Consider the following 16,188-nt stretch of genomic DNA (forward strand, 5'->3'; position numbering starts at 1 on the left):
CCGCCTGGTCGGGCGGCGTACGGCCGGATGCCGCAGAGTCATGCTCGCCCGCCTTCGGCGTCGGCGTTGGAAGCCCGCAGGTAGGCGACCGCCTGGCTCCGGCACTCCTCCAGTCGCCGCACGCACCGCGTTACCTGCCGTGCGGCCTGGCCCGCAGCCGACGCGCCGAACGCGTCCCGGGTTTGCAGGTCGTGATGCCGGCTGCGCAGTACGTCCAGCCTCCTTGTTCGTTCTTCCAGGTCGGCCGGCCTGAACCGGGCCTTGCGTGCCAGCCTGTCCAGCTCTGACGCGAACCTGTCGCACTCGGCTATGAATTCAGCCCAGTCGCTCTCCCGGGCGGCGGTGAACATGATCCGGAAACGGGCGCTGTCGGCACGCTCATGTCCGCCGACGCGCCACATCGCGGCCTCGCCCTCGGCGAGATCGGTTATCCCCAGCGCCCGCTGTATGCCGTCGGCGAAGACGGGGGTGTCCGGCACCGCCCAGATGTCCTCATCCAGCGAGAGCGCGCCGACATCGCGCAGCTCCCGAAGGACCGCGTCCCGGTGCTGGGACGACTGCGGTGGCACGCGCGCGACCAGCACCACCCACTGCGTCGGCGCCTCTCCATCCACCAGACGAATGTACGCACAGATCCGCAACAATTGCACGACTGCGCAAGTTGAGAACTGATTACGGCTCCGCCTCCGGCGACACCACCACCACCAACACCGCCTCGCTGTCGATCGACAAGCCCGAAGGCGATCGTGCTGATCGGCTTGATCGCCGTCGTGCACCTGCCCGAGGTGCGGGCGAAAAGGGTTGGCGGGCTCCGCGTCCCAACCGGCACCATGTGCGGATGCTGATCAGGGAAGCCACCGCTGAGGACTGGCCCGCCATCTGGCCGTTCTTTCATGAGATCGTCACCGCCGGTGAGACCTTCACCTACCCGACCGACCTCGGGCGGGACACCGGGCGCGACTGGTGGCTGTTGCCGCCGCCGAACCGTACGGTCGTCGCCGTCGACGACGCGGGGAAGGTCCTGGGCACGGCGAAGATGAACAACAACCAGTCGGGCAACGGCTCGCATGTCGCGAGCGCCAGCTACATGGTCGATCCAGCGCGTTCCGGGCAGGGCGTGGGCCGGGCGCTCTGCGCGTACACGCTGGAGTGGGCGCGGGCGGCCGGTTTTCGCGCGATGCAGTTCAACGCGGTCGTGGAGACCAACGCGCACGCGGTGAAACTGTACGGATCGCTCGGCTTCGAGGTGCTGGGCACGGTGCCGGAGGGTTTTCTGCACCCGACGAAGGGCTATGTCGGGTTGCAGGTCATGTATCGCGCTCTTTGAGGGGCAGCGAGGCGGGCAGTCCGAAGGGTACGAAGTGGTCGGGGCCGATGAACGAGGTGATCTCACAGATGTGGTCGCCGCGCAGGGTCAGCACGTTGAGCGCCCAGGCGAGGTACGCGCCGAGGTCGTCGTACCAGACGTAGGAGGCCACGGTGGGCTGGCCGTTCGCGCTGGTCAGGAGGTGCCGCCAGTCCGGGCAGGCGGTGATCGGGACCCGTACGGCGAAGTCGGTGACGGCTGCCAGGCCGTGGTACCAGTGCGCCAGCGGCGGCATCGACCAGGTGACGTCCTCGGTCAGCAGCGCGACCAGGGCGTCGGCGTCGCCGCTTTCCAACGCGGAGGAGTACCCGGCGACGATCTCTCGCAGGCGCGCGTCGCCGACCTTCCGCAGGGTCCGCTGCTGGCTGCGGGAGGGGACCTTCTCCGCGACGATCCGGCGGGCTCGCTGCAGGGCACTGTTCACCGACGCGACGCTGGTGTCCATCGTGGTGGCGATCTCGGCGGCGGAGAAGCCGAGGACCTCGAAGAGCAGCAGCGCCGCCCGCTGGTTGCCCGGCAGGTGCTGCAGGGCGGCGACGAAGGCCAGCTCGACGGCTTCGCGCTGCTCGTAGCGCGCGTCCGGGGCGGCCGGCCCTTCGGCGAGGCCCGCGTCGGGGTAGGGGCCCAGCCAGGCGACGTCGGCGAGCGGGGCCTCGCCGACCATGGCGTGGTCGCTGGACGGGCCGAGGTCGACGGGCATCGCCCGCCTGCCGCGGCGTTCGACGGTGTCCAGGCAGGTGTGGGTGGCCACGGTGTAGAGCCACGAGCGCAGCGAGCTACGGCCCTCGAAGCGCGCGAGCCCTCGCCACGCCCGCAGCAGGGCGTCCTGCAGGGCGTCGTCGGCGTCGTGGGTGGAGCCGAGCATGCGGTAGCAGTGGGCGTGCAACTCCCGGCGGAGTGGCTCCACGAGGCGGGTGAAGGCGGCGTTGTCGCCGTCGCGTGCCCGCGCCAGGTCGGGGTCCTCGGTCCGTGTGGAAGAAACTTCGCTCACAGGCGATGATTCTGCCTCACGGTGGAGGTCTCCTCTTCGACGGCAGTACGGCCGCATCCACCAGGAGGATTCCCATGACCCACCATCCCGTACCCGGCTGGTTCGACATCTCCACTCCCGACGCACCGCGAGCGCGACACTTCTACCAGGAGATGTTCGGCTGGCCGATGAACGTGCTGGACGAGACCTACTCGCTGGTGGGCGGGGAGGGCGGCCGACCGGCGGGCGGGATCGGCCAGGCCGGTCCGGACAGCCCCTACACCGGGATCGTCGTCTACTTCCCGGTCGACGACGTGGACACCGCCCTTGAGCGGGCGGAGAAGCTCGGTGGCAGCCGGAGGCTGGAGCCGCAGAGCGTGCCCGGGATGGGGCGGATAGCCGTGTTCATCGATCCCGACGGCAACCCCGTCGGCCTGCTGAGCCCCTGACATTCACCACCGACCAAGGAGGACAGGTCGACATGACCGAAACAGAGCTGAAAGCCGATCTGCACCGGTACCTGCAGCAGGCCCGTGAGGCGCTGCTGTGGAAGCTCGACGGGCTCTCGGAGTACGACGTCCGCCGCCCGATGACGCCGACCGGCACCAACCTGCTGGGGCTGGTCAAACACCTGATCGGCGTCGAGTTGCTCTATCTGGGATACGTGTTCGGGCGGCACTTCGAGGAGAAGGTGCCCTGGTTCGGCCCCACCGGTCGCCTGGAGGACATGGACCCCGAGGCCGAGGAACCCAACGCGGACATGTGGGCCACCGCCGAGGAGTCCCGCGAGTACGTCGTCGGGCTGTACCGGCGGGTGTGGGCGCACGCGGACGCCAGCATCGAGGCGCTGCGGCTGGACGAGACCGGCCACGTGCCGTGGTGGGCCGAGGGGCAGAACAAGCCGACGCTGCACCGGGTCCTGGCTCACCTGACCGCCGAGATCCAGCGGCACGCCGGGCACGCCGACATCGTCCGGGAGCTCATCGACGGGGCCGCCGGGGTGCGGGAGGGGAACGACAACCTGGCACCGGGCGACCGGTCGTGGTGGGAGGAGTACCGGAACCGGCTGGAGCAGGTGGCGCGGGAGGCCGGCCAGGGCTGAGTCCGCCGTACCCTCGGGCCCCGTCGCGCAACCTGTGATCGTCGCTGTCGGGATCGGCTCGCCGTGCCGCCGGTCCCGTCGCGCGACTTGTGATCGTTGCCGTCGGTGGCCCCGGGGTATCACCTGGTGGGCGGCTCCGGGTCGCGTGCCTCGTGGAGCCAGGTGGTGAACAGGTCGGGGTCGATGTCGGCCAGGGTGCGGAGTTTCACCGCGTACGTTGCTGCCCGGGGAATTTAGAGAACTAGACAGTATGGTACTGCCTGTAACTAGACTGAACAGTACCCATAAAGGAACTGGACTGTCCAGTACTCTAGAGAGAAGGGGGCGGCATGGAACCGAACGAGCAGGGCCGGTCGGCGCGCAAGCATCAGGCCATCCTGGAGGCGGCCACCGAGGCATTCCTGAGCAAGGGGTACCCGGGCACCAGCATGGACGACATCGCGAAACTGGCCGCGGTGTCCAAGCAGACCGTTTACAAGCACTTCACCGACAAGGAACAGCTGTTCGCCGAGATCATCCTGGCGACCACCGGCCGGATCGACGGCGTCGTTCGCCTGGTGACGGACGTTCCCGTCGACGGCGCGGCCCTGGAGGAGAGCCTGGGCAGGCTCGCCCGCGAGTTTCTCACCGCCCTCATGCGGCCGCAGGTGCTCCAGCTGCGGCGCCTGATCATCGCCAATGCCGACCGTTTTCCGGAACTGGGTGCCGCCTGGTACGAGCAGGGCTTCGGGCGCGTCCTGGCCACCCTGGCCACCACGTTCCAGCGGCTCGCGGACCAGGGGCTGCTCCGGATCGACGATCCGCTTCTGGCCGCCAACCACTTCGTCGGCCTGCTGCTGTGGATACCGGTGAACAAGGCCATGTTCCACGGCGCTCCCCAGCACACCCAGGCCGAACTCGACCACTACGCCGACGCCGGGGTCCGCACCTTCCTCGCCGCCCACCGCCCGTCCGTTCAGGAGGCCCGGCACTGAGAGCGGGACCGGTGCCGCGCACCGCCGCGGCGTCCGGGCGCCGGCCGGTCAGCGGCGCTGGTCGCCGCTGCGGCCGCGGCCCCGGTCACTGGTCAGGGTCGCCAGCAACGGGCCGATGCGGTACTCCACCGGGGTCGTCAGGGCGATCTCGGTGGTGGACCGGACGACGCCGCGGAGCGCCAGGACCTCCTGGATCAGCGACTGCAGCTCGGCGTGGCTGCGGGAGGCCACCCGGACCATGAGGTCGCTGGTGCCGGTGGTGATGCAGACCTCAAGGACCTGGCTCAGCCGCCCGAGCGTGTCGGTGACCTCGCCCAGAGTGCCCTGGGCGAGCTGCAGGTGCAGGAACGCGGTCACCGGCAGGCCGAGGCGCTCCAGGTCGACGCGGGCGCTGAAGCCCGTCAGCACCCCCGACTCGACGAGCCGCTGGTAGCGCGCCTGGACCGTGTTCCGCGCGACCCCCAGCCGGGCCGCGAGCTCGCTGGTCCCGGCCCGGGGGTCTTCGGACAGGGCGGTCAGCAGCTCCGCGTCGAGCCGGTCAATGCTGGTCACAGTGCTCACCTGTCGTCGTTTGCGGTGGGTGTTAACTGAGCAGGACGCTCAATATTTCTGCAGAACCTTGACGTGGCAGCCACTCTAACCTCAAATTTACCGACATATGCGTCAGCTCTGGTGAAGGAGGCACACATGACCCAGACCGCCGATCCTGTGGTCGGGGCGGGTGCCCGCATCGACCTCGCCGATCGCTACCGGCCGGGTTCCGGCCCGGTGCTGCTGACGGGAGTCCAGGCCGTCGGCCGGTTGATCGCCGAGCAGCGTGCGCGCGACGAGCGGGCCGGTCTGCGCACCGCCACGTTCGTGTCGGGATACCAGGGTAGCCCGCTGGCCGGTCTCGACAAGACGCTCGCCGGTCTGAGGTCCGACGACCTGCGCCTGCTGCCCGGTCTCAACGAGGAGCTCGGCGCCACCGCCGTCTGGGGCAGCCAGAGCGCCCTGCCCGGCGAGCGGCGTACCCACGACGGCGTGGTGGGTCTCTGGTACGGCAAGGGACCCGGCGTCGACAGGTCGGGCGACGCGATCCGGCACGCGTCCACGTACGGTGTCGACCCGCGCGGCGGGGTGCTGGCCCTCGCCGGTGACGACCCGGGCTCGTCGTCGTCCACGCTGCCGTGCGTCAGCGAGCGCGCGCTGGCCGCGATGGGGCTGCCCGTGCTGTACCCGCGCGACGCCGAGGAGATGGTCGCCCTCGGGCTGTACGGCATCGCCCTGTCCCGGGCGTCCGGCTGCTGGGTCGGCGTCAAGGTGGTCACCGCGGTGGCCGACGGGCTCTTCACGGTCGACCGCGACTTCGCCGACATGCACATAGCGGTTCCCGGGATCGAGTGGGAGGGGCGGCCGTGGACCTACCGGCAGCGCACCATGCTCTCCCCGACCGACAGCCTGCTCGCCGAGGCCGACCTGTTCGGCCCCCGGTGGGCGATGGTCGAGGCGTTCGGAGCCGCCAACCCGCTGGACGTCGTCGAGGTCGACCCCGCCGGCGCCTGGCTCGGGATCGCGGCACCCGGCGTGACGTACGACGCGGTGCGCCAGGCCCTGCTCGACCTGGGTCTCGACCAGCGGGATCTGGAGCGGGCCGGGATCCGGCTGATGCGGATCGGGATGCCCTACCCGCTCGGGGCCGGCACCCTGCGGCGGTTCGCGCGCGGGCTCCGCCAGATCCTGGTCGTGGAGGAGAAGACCTCCTTCGTCGAGAGCCAGGTGCGCGACCTGCTGTACGGCTCGGCCGACGCTCCGGCGGTGCTGGGAAAGCGGGACGCGGACGGCCGGCCGCTGGTGCCCGCCGGGGGACTGCTGAACGCCGACCGGCTGACCGGGCCGCTGCGCAGGCTGCTCGCCGACCGGGTCGAGCTCGCCCCGCCGCCACGGGCACCCCGGATGGCGCTCACCCTGACACCGGTGGCGAGCCGCACCCCGTACTTCTGCAGCGGCTGCCCGCACAACCGGTCGACCGTGCTTCCCGAAGGGTCGCTGGGGGCCGGCGGCATCGGGTGCCACACCATGGTGACGATCGCCGACCGGGAGAGCGCGCGGGTCACGTCGCTGACCCAGATGGGCGGCGAGGGGACTCAGTGGCTGGGACAGTCGCAGTTCACCGACGTGCCGCACATCTTCCAGAACGTCGGCGACGGCACGTTCTTCCACTCCGGCCAGCTGGCGCTGCAGGCGTGCGTGGCGGCCGGGGTGAACATCACCTACAAGATCCTCTACAACCAGGTCGTCGCGATGACCGGTGCGCAGGACCCTCAGGGGGCCCTGAGCGTTCCGGCGCTGACGCGCAAGCTCCACGCCGAGGGCGTGGCCAGGATCATCGTCTGCTCCGAGACGCCCCGCGGCTACGGCAGGCGGGCCCGGTTCGCGCCGGGGACGCTCGTCTGGCACCGTGACCGGCTCGACGAGGCGCAGCGACTCCTTCGCGACGTGCCGGGCGTCACCGTGCTCATCTACGACCAGCAGTGCGCGGCCGAGGCCAGGCGGCTCCGCAAGCGCGGCAGGCTCGCCGAGCGGACCGAACGGGTCGTCATCAACGAGAGCGTCTGCGAGGGGTGCGGCGACTGCGGGGTGAAGAGCAACTGCCTGTCGGTGCAGCCCGTGGAGACCGAGCTCGGCCGCAAGACCAGGATCGACCAGACCTCCTGCAACACCGACTACACCTGCCTGCAGGGCGACTGCCCGTCCTTCGTCACCGTACGGGTCGACCCCTCCGGTAAATCCGCGCCCGGTGGGTCGCGACCCGAGCCGCCCGAGGTGGCGGATCCGGTCATTCCGGTGGCGAGCCCGACGTACGACGTGTTCCTGGCCGGGATCGGCGGCACGGGCATCGTGACGGTCAACGCGGTCCTGGCCACCGCCGCCCTGCACGACGGTCTGCGCAGTGTCGGCCTCGACCAGACCGGCCTGTCGCAGAAGGCGGGCCCGGTGACGTCGCACCTGCGGATCTCGGTCGACGGCGGTGAGCCGGCCAACCGGGTCAGTACCGCCGGTGCCGACACCGTGCTGGCGTTCGACCTGCTGGTGGGCACCGACGCCAAGCACCTGGCCCTGGCGAACCCCGACCGCACCGTCGCGATCGCCTCGACGAGCCGGACACCGACCGGGGAGATGGTCTACGACGCCGGGCTCGGCTACCCGGACGCCGAGCCGATGCTCGCACGCCTGCGGAACTCGACGTCCAGGCTGCACGAGCTGGACGCGCTCGGCGCCGCCGAGGCGCTGTTCGGCTCCACGGACGTGGCGAACCTGCTGGTCGTGGGGGCCGCGTTCCAGGCCGGTGCGCTGCCGCTGACCGCGCGGGCCATCGAGCGGGCGATAGCGCTCAACGGGGTGAAGGCCGACCTCAACACCGCCGCCTTCCGCTGGGGCCGGGTCAGCGTCGCCGACCCGGCCGCGTTCGCCCGGGCCGTCTCGGGTGACGGGGTGCGGCCGGCCGTTGCCGGTGGTGGCCCGGACGGCTCCGAGTTCCTGGCCGGCCGGTCGCTGGAGGGCGAGACCGCCCGGCTGGCGGGCCTGCGGGCCGTGGAGCTGCGGGCGCACTCCGGTGCGGACCTGGCCCGGCGCTATGTCGACCTGGTCGAGGCCGCGTGGACCGCTGAGCGGGCCGTGGGTGAGGCGACGGCCTTCAGCGAGGCGGTGGCCCGTGGCGCGCACCGGCTCTGGGCCTACAAGGACGAGTACGAGGTGGCCCGCCTGCTCACCGACCCCGCCACCGACCCGGTCGCCGGGCAGGTCCCCGGGGCCACGAAGGTCACCTACAACCTGCACCCGCCGATGCTGCGGTCGATGGGAATGAGCAGGAAGCTCAAGCTCGGTCCCTGGTTCCGGCCGGTGCTGCGCGGGCTCGCCAAGGGGCGGGTGCTGAGAGGTACGCCGCTGGACCCGTTCGGGTTCGCGCACGTCCGCCGGCTTGAGCGCGCGCTGGCGGCCGACTACCGGGGCATGGTCGTCGAGCTGGCCCGGATCCTCGACGCGGGCGGCTACGACCGCGCGGTGCAGGCCGCCGAGGCCGCGGAGCTGGTACGCGGCTACGAGGAGGTCAAGCTGGCAGGCGTCGAGCGCTACCGTGAGCGGCGCGGCGAACTCGGTGTCCCGCTCGACGACCAGGTGCTGCGGCTCCTGCGCTGACCACGACGTCGCGGAGGAGCAGGCGGAACGTCGATTGAGGTGTGGTCGACGTTCCCGGCCGATCCGCGGACGTCTCAGGCGTTGCTCGGTTCCCGGCGCGAACGGCGTTTCCGCTGGATCAGCAGGAACGTGATCGCCGCGAGTGCGGCGAGGACGACGCCGACCAGCGCCACCGTGGGGTACTGGCTCGTGTCCATTTCCGCCTTGACCGCTTGTGCTGTCCCTGCGGCGGGGAACTGGATGGTCGCCTCGGCGGTACGTTTCGTCAGCCCGCTTTCCAGTCGGATCCGGGCACGCCACGGCCCGTCGGGCACCTGCTCGTTGAGGGCGGCGGTGACGGATCCGGCGTCGCCGGGAGCGAGTGTCGTGCCCGTTTGGACCTTGAACGGGCCGGCGCTCAGGCTTCCGGAGTTGTTGGTCAGTTTCAGGTCGCCGCTCAGGTCGAGTGCGCGGCCTCCGGTGTTGTGCACCTGCGCCAGGACGATCTGCTGACCGGTGGGTGACCGTTGGGCCGTCAGCGAGTCGATGGTGAAGTCCGATGCCGGTGGGTTGCCACGACCGACGGACAGGTAGATCCGGATACCGACGCGGTTGACCTCGGCGACGCCTCCACCGGGCGGCGCGGCCTTGGCCGCCTGAGCCCAGATCACGGCGTAGCGCTCTCCGGGGGCGGCCTTGCCCGGCACGGCGATGGTCGCGGTGACCGCCGAGCGGGCGTGCGGGGCCAGGGTCACCTCATGCCGGTCCATGCTGGTCCAGGAGGACAGCTCATTGGCGGTGCGATCGGCGGCGAACTGGAATTTCCGGTCGCGTACCTGTGCCGCGGCCGTGTAGAGCGAAAGCCGCTTGGGCGAGCCGGTCGTGTTGAACACCTCGACCCGCCGGTGAATGACGGACCCCGGGGCAAGGTGATCGATGATGTAGGTCCAGGCCCGCGCGTTGGCTCGCGCGGCGACCGGTGCTTCGAGCAGGCGGATCCCGATGCCGCCCGCGGGCGAGGAGGCCGCCGCCGGCGTGGACCTGTCGAGCGTGCCGGCGGCCGGGGCGAGAGCCCCGGCCACCAGCAGCCCCGCAACGACGGTACGAAGACGCACGATTGCCGCCGGCTGTGGTCAGGCGACCGAATGGGTGACGGTGCCGGTGTACGTTCCCGCGACGGTCGCGGCCGGAATCGTCACGGTGAGCGTCGGATTCCAGGTGGCGGTGTTGTTACCGACGAGGTCGGTGCCGGTGAACGCGGTGCGCGGCACGTTGATGATGCCGCCGGGACCGGGCGTGAAGGTCCCCTCGCCCGTCGTGGCGGTGGCCGATCCGGGGGAGTAGCTGAGGTTGATGTCCGGGATGGTCTCGGGCCCCGTGGCCGCGCCGGTGGTGAAGTCGGTGCCGGTGACGGTCGCGGTCCAGGACCCGTTCAGGGTGGCGCGCTCGTCGGTGACCGTGACGGAACCGAGCTGCCCCGAGATGCTGGCGGCGCCGGATGCCACCGAGCCGAGGCTCGCCGACCCCGGCGCGTTGACCGTGAGACCGGCGGACGTGATCGAGAACGTGACGGTGGTGTCCACGGCCAGTGCGGGCAGAGCGGTCGCTGCGACAAGGCTGAGACCGACGGCTGCGGCGATCGCCAAAAGCGGTTTACGCATCTTCTGATCCAATGTTCAAGCGGATGTGAGAGGCGATGCGCAGCTCGGACGCTTAACCCAAGGAATCAAGCCCTCGGGCATACCGGCACGCCTCGTAGCGGACGATAACTCTTCGCGGTTTCCGCAAGATCAAAGGCGCGACGCGTGCAATCGCTGCAATACCGTTCCATGGCAATGAAATGCCGAAAGGCGCGGACTTCGGCAATGGGTCCACGACCGCGCACCCTTACCTGTGGGCGACTTCCTGTGGCGAACAGTTGCTCATGGTTGCCTTGGGGTTGATGGCGCGGGTCCGAGTGGAGGGCATCGAGGCCGGCCCGGTGCGCCCGACAGTGGCCGTGCGCGAGGATCGGCCGGGGGGAGTGCCGCACTGATCGGCCTTGACGATTGGCCGTCGTCCCGGACGGGGGTGCCCCGGACGGCTTCCCCGGGTGCGACCGGGGCGCCCTCGGGCGGAGACCTTGCCTGTCCCCCCGAGGGCGGCCCCTCCTGACAGGGGGAAGCATATAGTGGCCGCGCGGATACCTATGGTTGCTATCCGTTTTGCTCACACCCGCGCCGCGCTCGCAGCCGCCGAGGTCCTCGGCCAAGCGGTGGACGAGGTGAGCGGCTGACCGACCTCGACCAGACCGCCTGGCTGATGTCACGCATCCCGGCTTCCAGTGGTTTTCCGGCGGGAGAGGCCCCCGGCGGGGGAGGTGCCCGCTTCGCTAGGCTCGGATGATGGGCTCTTTTAGAACGCTTGTGCTGTGGGATATCGATCACACGCTGGTCAGCATCGACGGGGTCGGCAGGGACATCTACGCCGAGGCGTTCCAGGTGGTGACCGGGCAGCCGATGCGGCGGGTCGCGGCCATGGCGGGGCGGACCGACTGGGCGATCACGGCGGAGACGCTCCGGATGCACGACGTCGAGGTGTCGGAGGAACTGCTGAGCTCCTTCGTCGCGGCCCTCGCCGAGGCGTTCGTCGTCTACGAGGCGGAGATCTCGCAGCGGGGCAGGGTCCTGGCGGGGGTGCGCGAGGTGCTCGACGTGCTGGCGGGCCGGGCCGACGTGATCCAGTCGCTGCTCACCGGGAACATGGAGCCGCTGGCGATCGGCAAGCTCAGGGCGTTCGAGCTGGAGGGTTTTGTGGACTTCGAGGTGGGGGCCTACGGGATGGACCACGAGGACCGCGCGGTGCTGGTGGGCCTGGCGCAGCAGCGTGCCGCGCGGAAGTACGAGGAGTCCTTCACCGCGCGGAACACGGTGCTGGTCGGGGATACGCCGAACGACGTTCTAGCCGGCCTTGAGGGTGGGGCGAGGGTGGTGGCCGTCGCCACCGGTTCCAGCGACGTCCAGGCCCTGAAGGAGGCCGGTGCGGAGCTGGTGCTGGAGGATCTCGCCGACACCGCCGCCGTGGTACGGGCACTCCTGGGGCCGTCGGAGCCGTAGGGCGGTCCCGGCCGTCGCCGGGCCGCGCGACCGACCATGGCGCGTGGTGCGCGGATTCCCCGTGGTCGCGGGACGGCCGCGCGCCGCGGCCTCCGGCGAGAGGCGGTCGCCCTACCGTGAGGGCGGACCGGCGGTCATGGCACGCACGTCGACGAGCCTGACCAGTTCCGGCAGGACCGTGCCCAGCGGGGCGTCGACGGCGAGCGTCGCGTAGCCGTCGCCGCGGGTCGGGCCCTGGTTGACGATCGCCACGGGGATGCCGAGCTTCGCGGCGTGCAGCACGAACCGGCGGCCGGACATCACCGTCAGCGACGATCCGAGCACCAGCAGCAGGCGCGCTCGCTCCACCAGGGCGTAGCACGCGCGGACGCGTTCCGGCGGGACGGTCTCCCCGAAGAAGACGACATCGGGCTTGAGCACCCCCCGGTCACACGCCCGGCAGCCGACCAGCTGGAACCCGTCGACCTCCTCGTCCGCCAGTTCGACGTCGCCGTCCGGGTTGATCGCGCCTGCCCGGGCACCGAACCGGGGGTTCGCCAGCGTCAGGCGATGATCCAGCTCCTCGCGCGGGCTCGAATCACCGCAGTCCAGGCAGATCACCTGATGCAGGCTGCCGTGCAGCTCGACGACCGCCTCGGCGCCGCCCGCCTGGTGCAGGCCGTCCACGTTCTGCGTCACGATGCCGGCCACCAGGCCGCGCCGCTGGAGCCGCGCGACCGCGTGGTGGCCGCTGTTCGGCCTCGCCCCGGTCATCGCCCGCCACCCGAGGTAGCTCCGCGCCCAGTAGCGCCGCCTGGCGGCCGGGTCGCCGGTGAACGTCTGGTAGGTCATCGGGGTGTGCCGGACCAGGGAGCCGAGCGGCCCCCGGTAGTCGGGAATTCCCGACTCCGTCGATATCCCGGCCCCGCTCAGCACCACGACACCGCCCGCGGCCACCAGCTTCGCCAGCGCGCTCGTATCCTCGCTCACCCTCCCATACTGACCCACCTCGGATACCGCACGGCATCGGGCCTGCCATCGGTCGGGCTGTCCCGCCTCCTGGGATGCCGGGACGGTTGTCTCGTGGCCACAGTGGTTGTGACGCGGTGGTGCCGGTCGGGGGCGGTCAGCGGAAGTCGTCGGCGTGGTCGGCCACCCACCGGCGGAACGGGGTGGCCGGTGCTCCGGTGAGTTCCTCCACGGTGGAGGTGGTCGACTCCGGGGTGGCCGCCATCCGCGCGTGCCCGTCGATGATTCCCTCCGCCGCGGCGGCCGGCCAGCCCTGGTCGAGCAACTCGCGCAGCGCGATCTCCGGTGCGAGCTCCTCCCAGCGCGTCGGCCGGCCGATCACCTCGCCGATGGCGGTCACCTGCTCCACCTGGGTCAGCGCCTCGGGGCCGGTCAGCACGTACCTCGCCCCGGCGTGGCCGGTGCCGGTGAGCACGCTCACCCCCGCGGCGGCGATGTCGCGCTCGTGGATCAGCGGCCTGGTGGCCGCACCGTGCACCCAGCGGACGACGCCGGTCTGGAGGATCTGGGCGGCCCACATCAGGGTGTTGGCGGCGAACCCGCCGGGCCGCAGGAACGTCCACTCCGCTCCGGACCGCTCGATCAGCCCCTCGATGAGGGCGTGGGAGCCGAGGATCGAGTTCGGGTCCTGGCCGGGGGCGTCGGACGTGCCGCGCGCGGAGAGGTAGACGACGCGGCGGGCGTGCTCGGTGATCCTCTCGATGGTCGCGGGCGCCGCGTGGTCGGCCGCGAGGGTCGGCCAGACGAGGAACACCGAGTCGACCCCGTCCAGGGCGGCGTCCAGGCTGCCGGGGTCGGCCAGGTCGCCGCGTACCACCTCGGCGCCCTCCGGGAGCCTGGCGGACGCGGGATCGCGGGCCAGCGCGCGCACGGCGGCGCCCGCGCCGAGGAACTGGGCCACGGCCTGGCCGCCGACCTTGCCGGTCGCCCCGGTAACCAGGATCATGATGATCTCCTTCGTCAGTGGGAATGCCGCGATCAGTCTTCAACTTCAACTTTGGTTCAGGTCAAGGGAGTCAGGGAGGATGGGACCGTTGTCCACCGAGCATCAGCCGTTCCCCGGAAGCGCGGGCGGGAAGGCCGGGACGCCGTGGACGCGCGGGCGGGTCCTCGCGTCGCTCGCCGTGCTGGTCGCCGGGCTGCTGATGTTCCACGACGCCGTGCCGAACGCCGTGGGCAACCTCGGCAGCCTGCTGGAGACGTTCCTGCCCTGGGTCGGCCTGGCGGTTCCCTTGCTGGGGGTTCTGGCGCTGCTGCGGCGTTCGGCTCTCGCGGCGGTGGCCCTGCTGCTCCCCGTGACGGTCTGGGCCGCTCTCTTCGGCGGCCGGCTGCCGCCCGCCGAGCGGGGAGCGGCACACGATCTGGCGGTGTCCCAGTTGACGGTGCTCCAGCACAACGTCGCGGACGACAACCCCGACCCGGCCGGAACCGCGCGGGCCCTGGCCGGAGCCGGTGCGGATCTTGTCGCCCTGGAGGAGGTGACCCCCGAGGCGCTGCCCGTCTACGGGGCCGCCCTCGCGCCGGACCATCCCCACCGCGCCGTCGTGGGCACCGTCGGGCTCTGGTCCAGGTATCCCCTCACGGACTCCCGGCCGGTGGACATCAGGCCGAAGGACATCGAGGGCGACTGGAGTCGGGGGTTGCGGGCCACGGCGCGGACCCCGTACGGCGACGTGGCCGTCTACGTCGCCCACCTTCCCTCGCTCCGCGTCCGGCTGCCGGACGGCTTCGGCTCCGGCCGGAGGGACGAGAGCGCCGTCGCGCTGGGCGGGGCCATCGCCGCGGAGAGGCTGGAGCGGGTCATCCTGCTGGGCGATCTCAACGGCACCCTCGACGACCGGGGCCTGGCCCCCCTCACCTCACGCCTGATCCCGGCGCGGGACGGCTTCGACTTCAGCTGGCCCGTCGCCTTCCCCGTCGCCAGGATCGACCATGTCATGACCCGCGCGGCGACCCCCGTCAGCACCTGGACCCTGCCCGCCACCGGCAGCGACCACCTGCCGATCGCCGCCCGCATCAAGCTCTGACGCACACAGGCGAGCAGGGGGCGGCCGACTCGCCACGCACCGTCGGGTAGTCCCGACCGGCGTCATCCGTGGTTCCGGGTGTCGGTGGTTCAGCGTGATGGTCACGTCGATCGCGCCGTCGTGCGGGACGCGCAGGATGTGCACCCGGCGGCTGCCGTCACGCATGTAGTGGATGGAGGCGGCGCTCAGCGTCGCCGCCCGCTGATCCGGATCACGCCCCGCTCCGGGCTCTTTACATGTCTGGACCCCGAGCTCGGCAACTGCTGACAGTTGCCGGGCTCGGGGTCCATGGTGTGGAATGTTCCTGCCGTGGCAGCGATACCGTGTCACGGCGACACTGAAGGCGCCGACGAACACGATGCCGTTGTGGGCGATTCTCCAGTCACGGTCACAGAACCGGTGGCGGATGTCGTTCCATCCGAGGCGGTGGTGCTTGTGCCGAAGCCAACGCACGATCGCCACCACGCATGGTGACAGGCGTGCGCTCATTCGTCATTCGTCACCGACCACACGATCGGCCCGCTCTCGGTTCCTTCGACGACTTCGCCGACGGCCAGGCCCTCCAGATCCGGCGGTCGGGTCGCATCGTCAATTATGTCCGCGGCTCTTCTATTGTGATCTTCTTGCTTGGACCGCAGGAACGATCAACGAGAGCAGTACTAGTGCTGAGGCGGAGCGGGCGCCCCACCTGTGCGGCAGTCGAGAGGCTGCTTGATTGTCGGGACCTTGTTGGTGGCAGCGCCGGCCTTGTCCTGAGCGGCGGCCGCGATCTTGTTTCCGAGGGCGGTGCCGAAGGCCTCAGGGCTGGTGCCGCCGTTTGGAGGCCTGGGGGGAACCGGTATCCAGTTGCGGGCGTCGGCGTCGGCCTTGTTACGGGCTTCTGCCTCGGCTTTCTGCCGGGCGTCGGCGTCGGCCTTGCTGCGGGCGTCGGCGTCGGCCTTGTTACGGGCGTCGGCGTCGGCCTTGTTACGGGCGTCGGCGTCGGCCTTGTTACGGGCGTCGGCGTCGGCGTCGGCCTTGTTGCGGGCTTCTGCTTCGGCCTTCTGCCTGGCCTCTGCCTCTGCTTCGGCCTTGTTGAGAGCCGCCGCGAGTGCCGCTGCCCAGTTGCGGGCGTCGGCGTCGGCCTTGTTGCGGGCCTCTGCTTCGGCCTTCTGTCGGGCTTCTGCTTCGGCCTTCTGCCTGGCCTCTGCCTCTGCTTCGGCCTTGTTGCGGGCCTCTGCTTCGGCCTTCTGTCGGGCTTCTGCTTCGGCCTTCTGCCTGGCCTCTGCCTCTGCTTCGGCCCTGTTGCGGGCCTCTGCCTCGGCCTTCTGCCTGGCCTCTGCCTCGGCCTTCTGCCTGGCCTCTGCCTCTGCCTCGGCCCTGTTGCGGGCCTCTGCTTCGGCCTTCTGTCGGGCTTCTGCTTCGGCCTTCTGCCTGGCCTCTGCCTCTGCTTCGGCCCTGTTGCGGGCTTCTGCTTCGGCCTTCTGCCTGGCCTCTGCCTCTGCTTCG

General features: G+C 70.8%; 15 protein-coding genes. 7 read left to right on the plus strand and 8 right to left on the minus strand.

Annotated features, from left to right (window positions below; all coding sequences use genetic code 11):
• Positions 1–38: 38 nt before the first annotated feature.
• On the minus strand, positions 39–614 hold the full coding sequence (locus tag ABZU75_RS07275; protein ID WP_355550462.1) for a Chromate resistance protein ChrB: 576 nt from the start codon (positions 612–614) through the stop codon (positions 39–41).
• 224 nt (positions 615–838) lie between these two features.
• On the opposite strand from ABZU75_RS07275, the gene ABZU75_RS07280 reads away from it, so the two are divergent.
• Positions 839–1,327, plus strand: coding sequence for a GNAT family N-acetyltransferase (locus tag ABZU75_RS07280; RefSeq protein ID WP_355550464.1), 489 nt, complete (start codon positions 839–841; stop codon positions 1,325–1,327).
• Here ABZU75_RS07280 and ABZU75_RS07285 read toward each other — a convergent pair.
• Positions 1,308–2,357: a sigma-70 family RNA polymerase sigma factor gene (locus tag ABZU75_RS07285; protein ID WP_355550466.1), complete on the minus strand. Its 1,050-nt coding sequence runs from the start codon at positions 2,355–2,357 to the stop codon at positions 1,308–1,310. The genes ABZU75_RS07280 and ABZU75_RS07285 overlap by 20 nt on opposite strands.
• Before the next feature lie 74 nt (positions 2,358–2,431).
• Here ABZU75_RS07285 and ABZU75_RS07290 point away from each other — a divergent pair, with 74 nt between their 5' ends.
• The 3 genes from ABZU75_RS07290 to ABZU75_RS07300 all read left to right on the plus strand — a co-directional run bounded on the left by ABZU75_RS07290 (position 2,432) and on the right by ABZU75_RS07300 (position 4,412).
• Positions 2,432–2,785, plus strand: coding sequence for a VOC family protein (locus ABZU75_RS07290; RefSeq protein WP_350916038.1), 354 nt, complete (start codon positions 2,432–2,434; stop codon positions 2,783–2,785).
• Positions 2,786–2,817: 32 nt separating this feature from the next.
• Positions 2,818–3,438 carry a DinB family protein gene (locus ABZU75_RS07295; RefSeq protein WP_355550468.1) on the plus strand — a complete coding sequence of 207 codons (621 nt, stop codon included), beginning with the start codon at positions 2,818–2,820 and terminating at the stop codon, positions 3,436–3,438.
• Between the two features lie 329 nt (positions 3,439–3,767).
• Complete coding sequence (locus ABZU75_RS07300) at positions 3,768–4,412, plus strand: TetR/AcrR family transcriptional regulator (protein ID WP_355550470.1); 645 nt, start codon at positions 3,768–3,770, stop codon at positions 4,410–4,412.
• 48 nt (positions 4,413–4,460) lie between these two features.
• Here ABZU75_RS07300 and ABZU75_RS07305 read toward each other — a convergent pair whose 3' ends face one another.
• Positions 4,461–4,964 (minus strand): Lrp/AsnC family transcriptional regulator, encoded by a 504-nt coding sequence (locus ABZU75_RS07305; RefSeq protein ID WP_355550472.1) that lies wholly within the window; start codon positions 4,962–4,964, stop codon positions 4,461–4,463.
• A gap of 135 nt (positions 4,965–5,099) precedes the next feature.
• Here ABZU75_RS07305 and ABZU75_RS07310 point away from each other — a divergent pair, with 135 nt between their 5' ends.
• A complete protein-coding gene (locus tag ABZU75_RS07310) occupies positions 5,100–8,591 on the plus strand; it encodes an indolepyruvate ferredoxin oxidoreductase family protein (RefSeq protein ID WP_355550474.1) in 3,492 nt (1,163 codons plus the stop codon).
• Between the two features lie 74 nt (positions 8,592–8,665).
• Here the strand turns inward: ABZU75_RS07310 and ABZU75_RS07315 are convergent, their stop codons facing one another.
• Both ABZU75_RS07315 and ABZU75_RS07320 read right to left on the minus strand, forming a co-directional pair.
• A complete protein-coding gene (locus tag ABZU75_RS07315; protein WP_355550476.1) occupies positions 8,666–9,685 on the minus strand; it encodes a peptidase in 1,020 nt (339 codons plus the stop codon).
• An 18-nt stretch (positions 9,686–9,703) separates the two neighbouring features.
• A complete protein-coding gene (locus ABZU75_RS07320; protein ID WP_355550478.1) occupies positions 9,704–10,231 on the minus strand; it encodes a hypothetical protein in 528 nt (175 codons plus the stop codon).
• 744 nt (positions 10,232–10,975) lie between these two features.
• Here ABZU75_RS07320 and ABZU75_RS07325 point away from each other — a divergent pair.
• Complete coding sequence (locus ABZU75_RS07325; RefSeq protein WP_355550480.1) at positions 10,976–11,665, plus strand: HAD hydrolase-like protein; 690 nt, start codon at positions 10,976–10,978, stop codon at positions 11,663–11,665.
• A gap of 111 nt (positions 11,666–11,776) precedes the next feature.
• Here the strand turns inward: ABZU75_RS07325 and ABZU75_RS07330 are convergent, their stop codons facing one another.
• Positions 11,777–12,634: an NAD-dependent protein deacetylase gene (locus ABZU75_RS07330; RefSeq protein WP_355550482.1), complete on the minus strand. Its 858-nt coding sequence runs from the start codon at positions 12,632–12,634 to the stop codon at positions 11,777–11,779.
• A 136-nt stretch (positions 12,635–12,770) separates the two neighbouring features.
• Positions 12,771–13,619, minus strand: a complete 849-nt coding sequence (locus ABZU75_RS07335; protein WP_355550484.1) for an NAD(P)H-binding protein — start codon at positions 13,617–13,619, stop codon at positions 12,771–12,773.
• Between the two features lie 88 nt (positions 13,620–13,707).
• Between ABZU75_RS07335 and ABZU75_RS07340 the strand changes: the two genes are divergently transcribed.
• Positions 13,708–14,700, plus strand: coding sequence for an endonuclease/exonuclease/phosphatase family protein (locus ABZU75_RS07340; protein WP_355550486.1), 993 nt, complete (start codon positions 13,708–13,710; stop codon positions 14,698–14,700).
• A gap of 659 nt (positions 14,701–15,359) precedes the next feature.
• On the opposite strand, the gene ABZU75_RS07345 is transcribed toward ABZU75_RS07340, so the two are convergent.
• A partial coding sequence (locus ABZU75_RS07345) for a cell envelope integrity protein TolA (protein ID WP_355550488.1) occupies positions 15,360–16,188 on the minus strand: 829 nt, incomplete at its 5' end.

This window comes from Streptosporangium sp. NPDC005286, assembly GCF_040607515.1.
Lineage (GTDB): Bacteria > Actinomycetota > Actinomycetes > Streptosporangiales > Streptosporangiaceae > Streptosporangium.

Excerpts from the sequence above, each read along its gene's own strand:
- ABZU75_RS07300 (WP_355550470.1), top strand. The coding sequence starts at position 3,768 with ATGGAACCGAACGAGCAGGGCCGGTCGGCGCGCAAGCATCAGGCCATC.
- ABZU75_RS07320 (WP_355550478.1), bottom strand. The coding sequence starts at position 10,231 with ATGCGTAAACCGCTTTTGGCGATCGCCGCAGCCGTCGGTCTCAGCCTT.
- ABZU75_RS07290 (WP_350916038.1), top strand. The coding sequence starts at position 2,432 with ATGACCCACCATCCCGTACCCGGCTGGTTCGACATCTCCACTCCCGAC.
- ABZU75_RS07310 (WP_355550474.1), top strand. The coding sequence starts at position 5,100 with ATGACCCAGACCGCCGATCCTGTGGTCGGGGCGGGTGCCCGCATCGAC.
- ABZU75_RS07295 (WP_355550468.1), top strand. The coding sequence starts at position 2,818 with ATGACCGAAACAGAGCTGAAAGCCGATCTGCACCGGTACCTGCAGCAG.
- ABZU75_RS07335 (WP_355550484.1), bottom strand. The coding sequence starts at position 13,619 with ATGATCCTGGTTACCGGGGCGACCGGCAAGGTCGGCGGCCAGGCCGTG.
- ABZU75_RS07280 (WP_355550464.1), top strand. The coding sequence starts at position 839 with ATGCTGATCAGGGAAGCCACCGCTGAGGACTGGCCCGCCATCTGGCCG.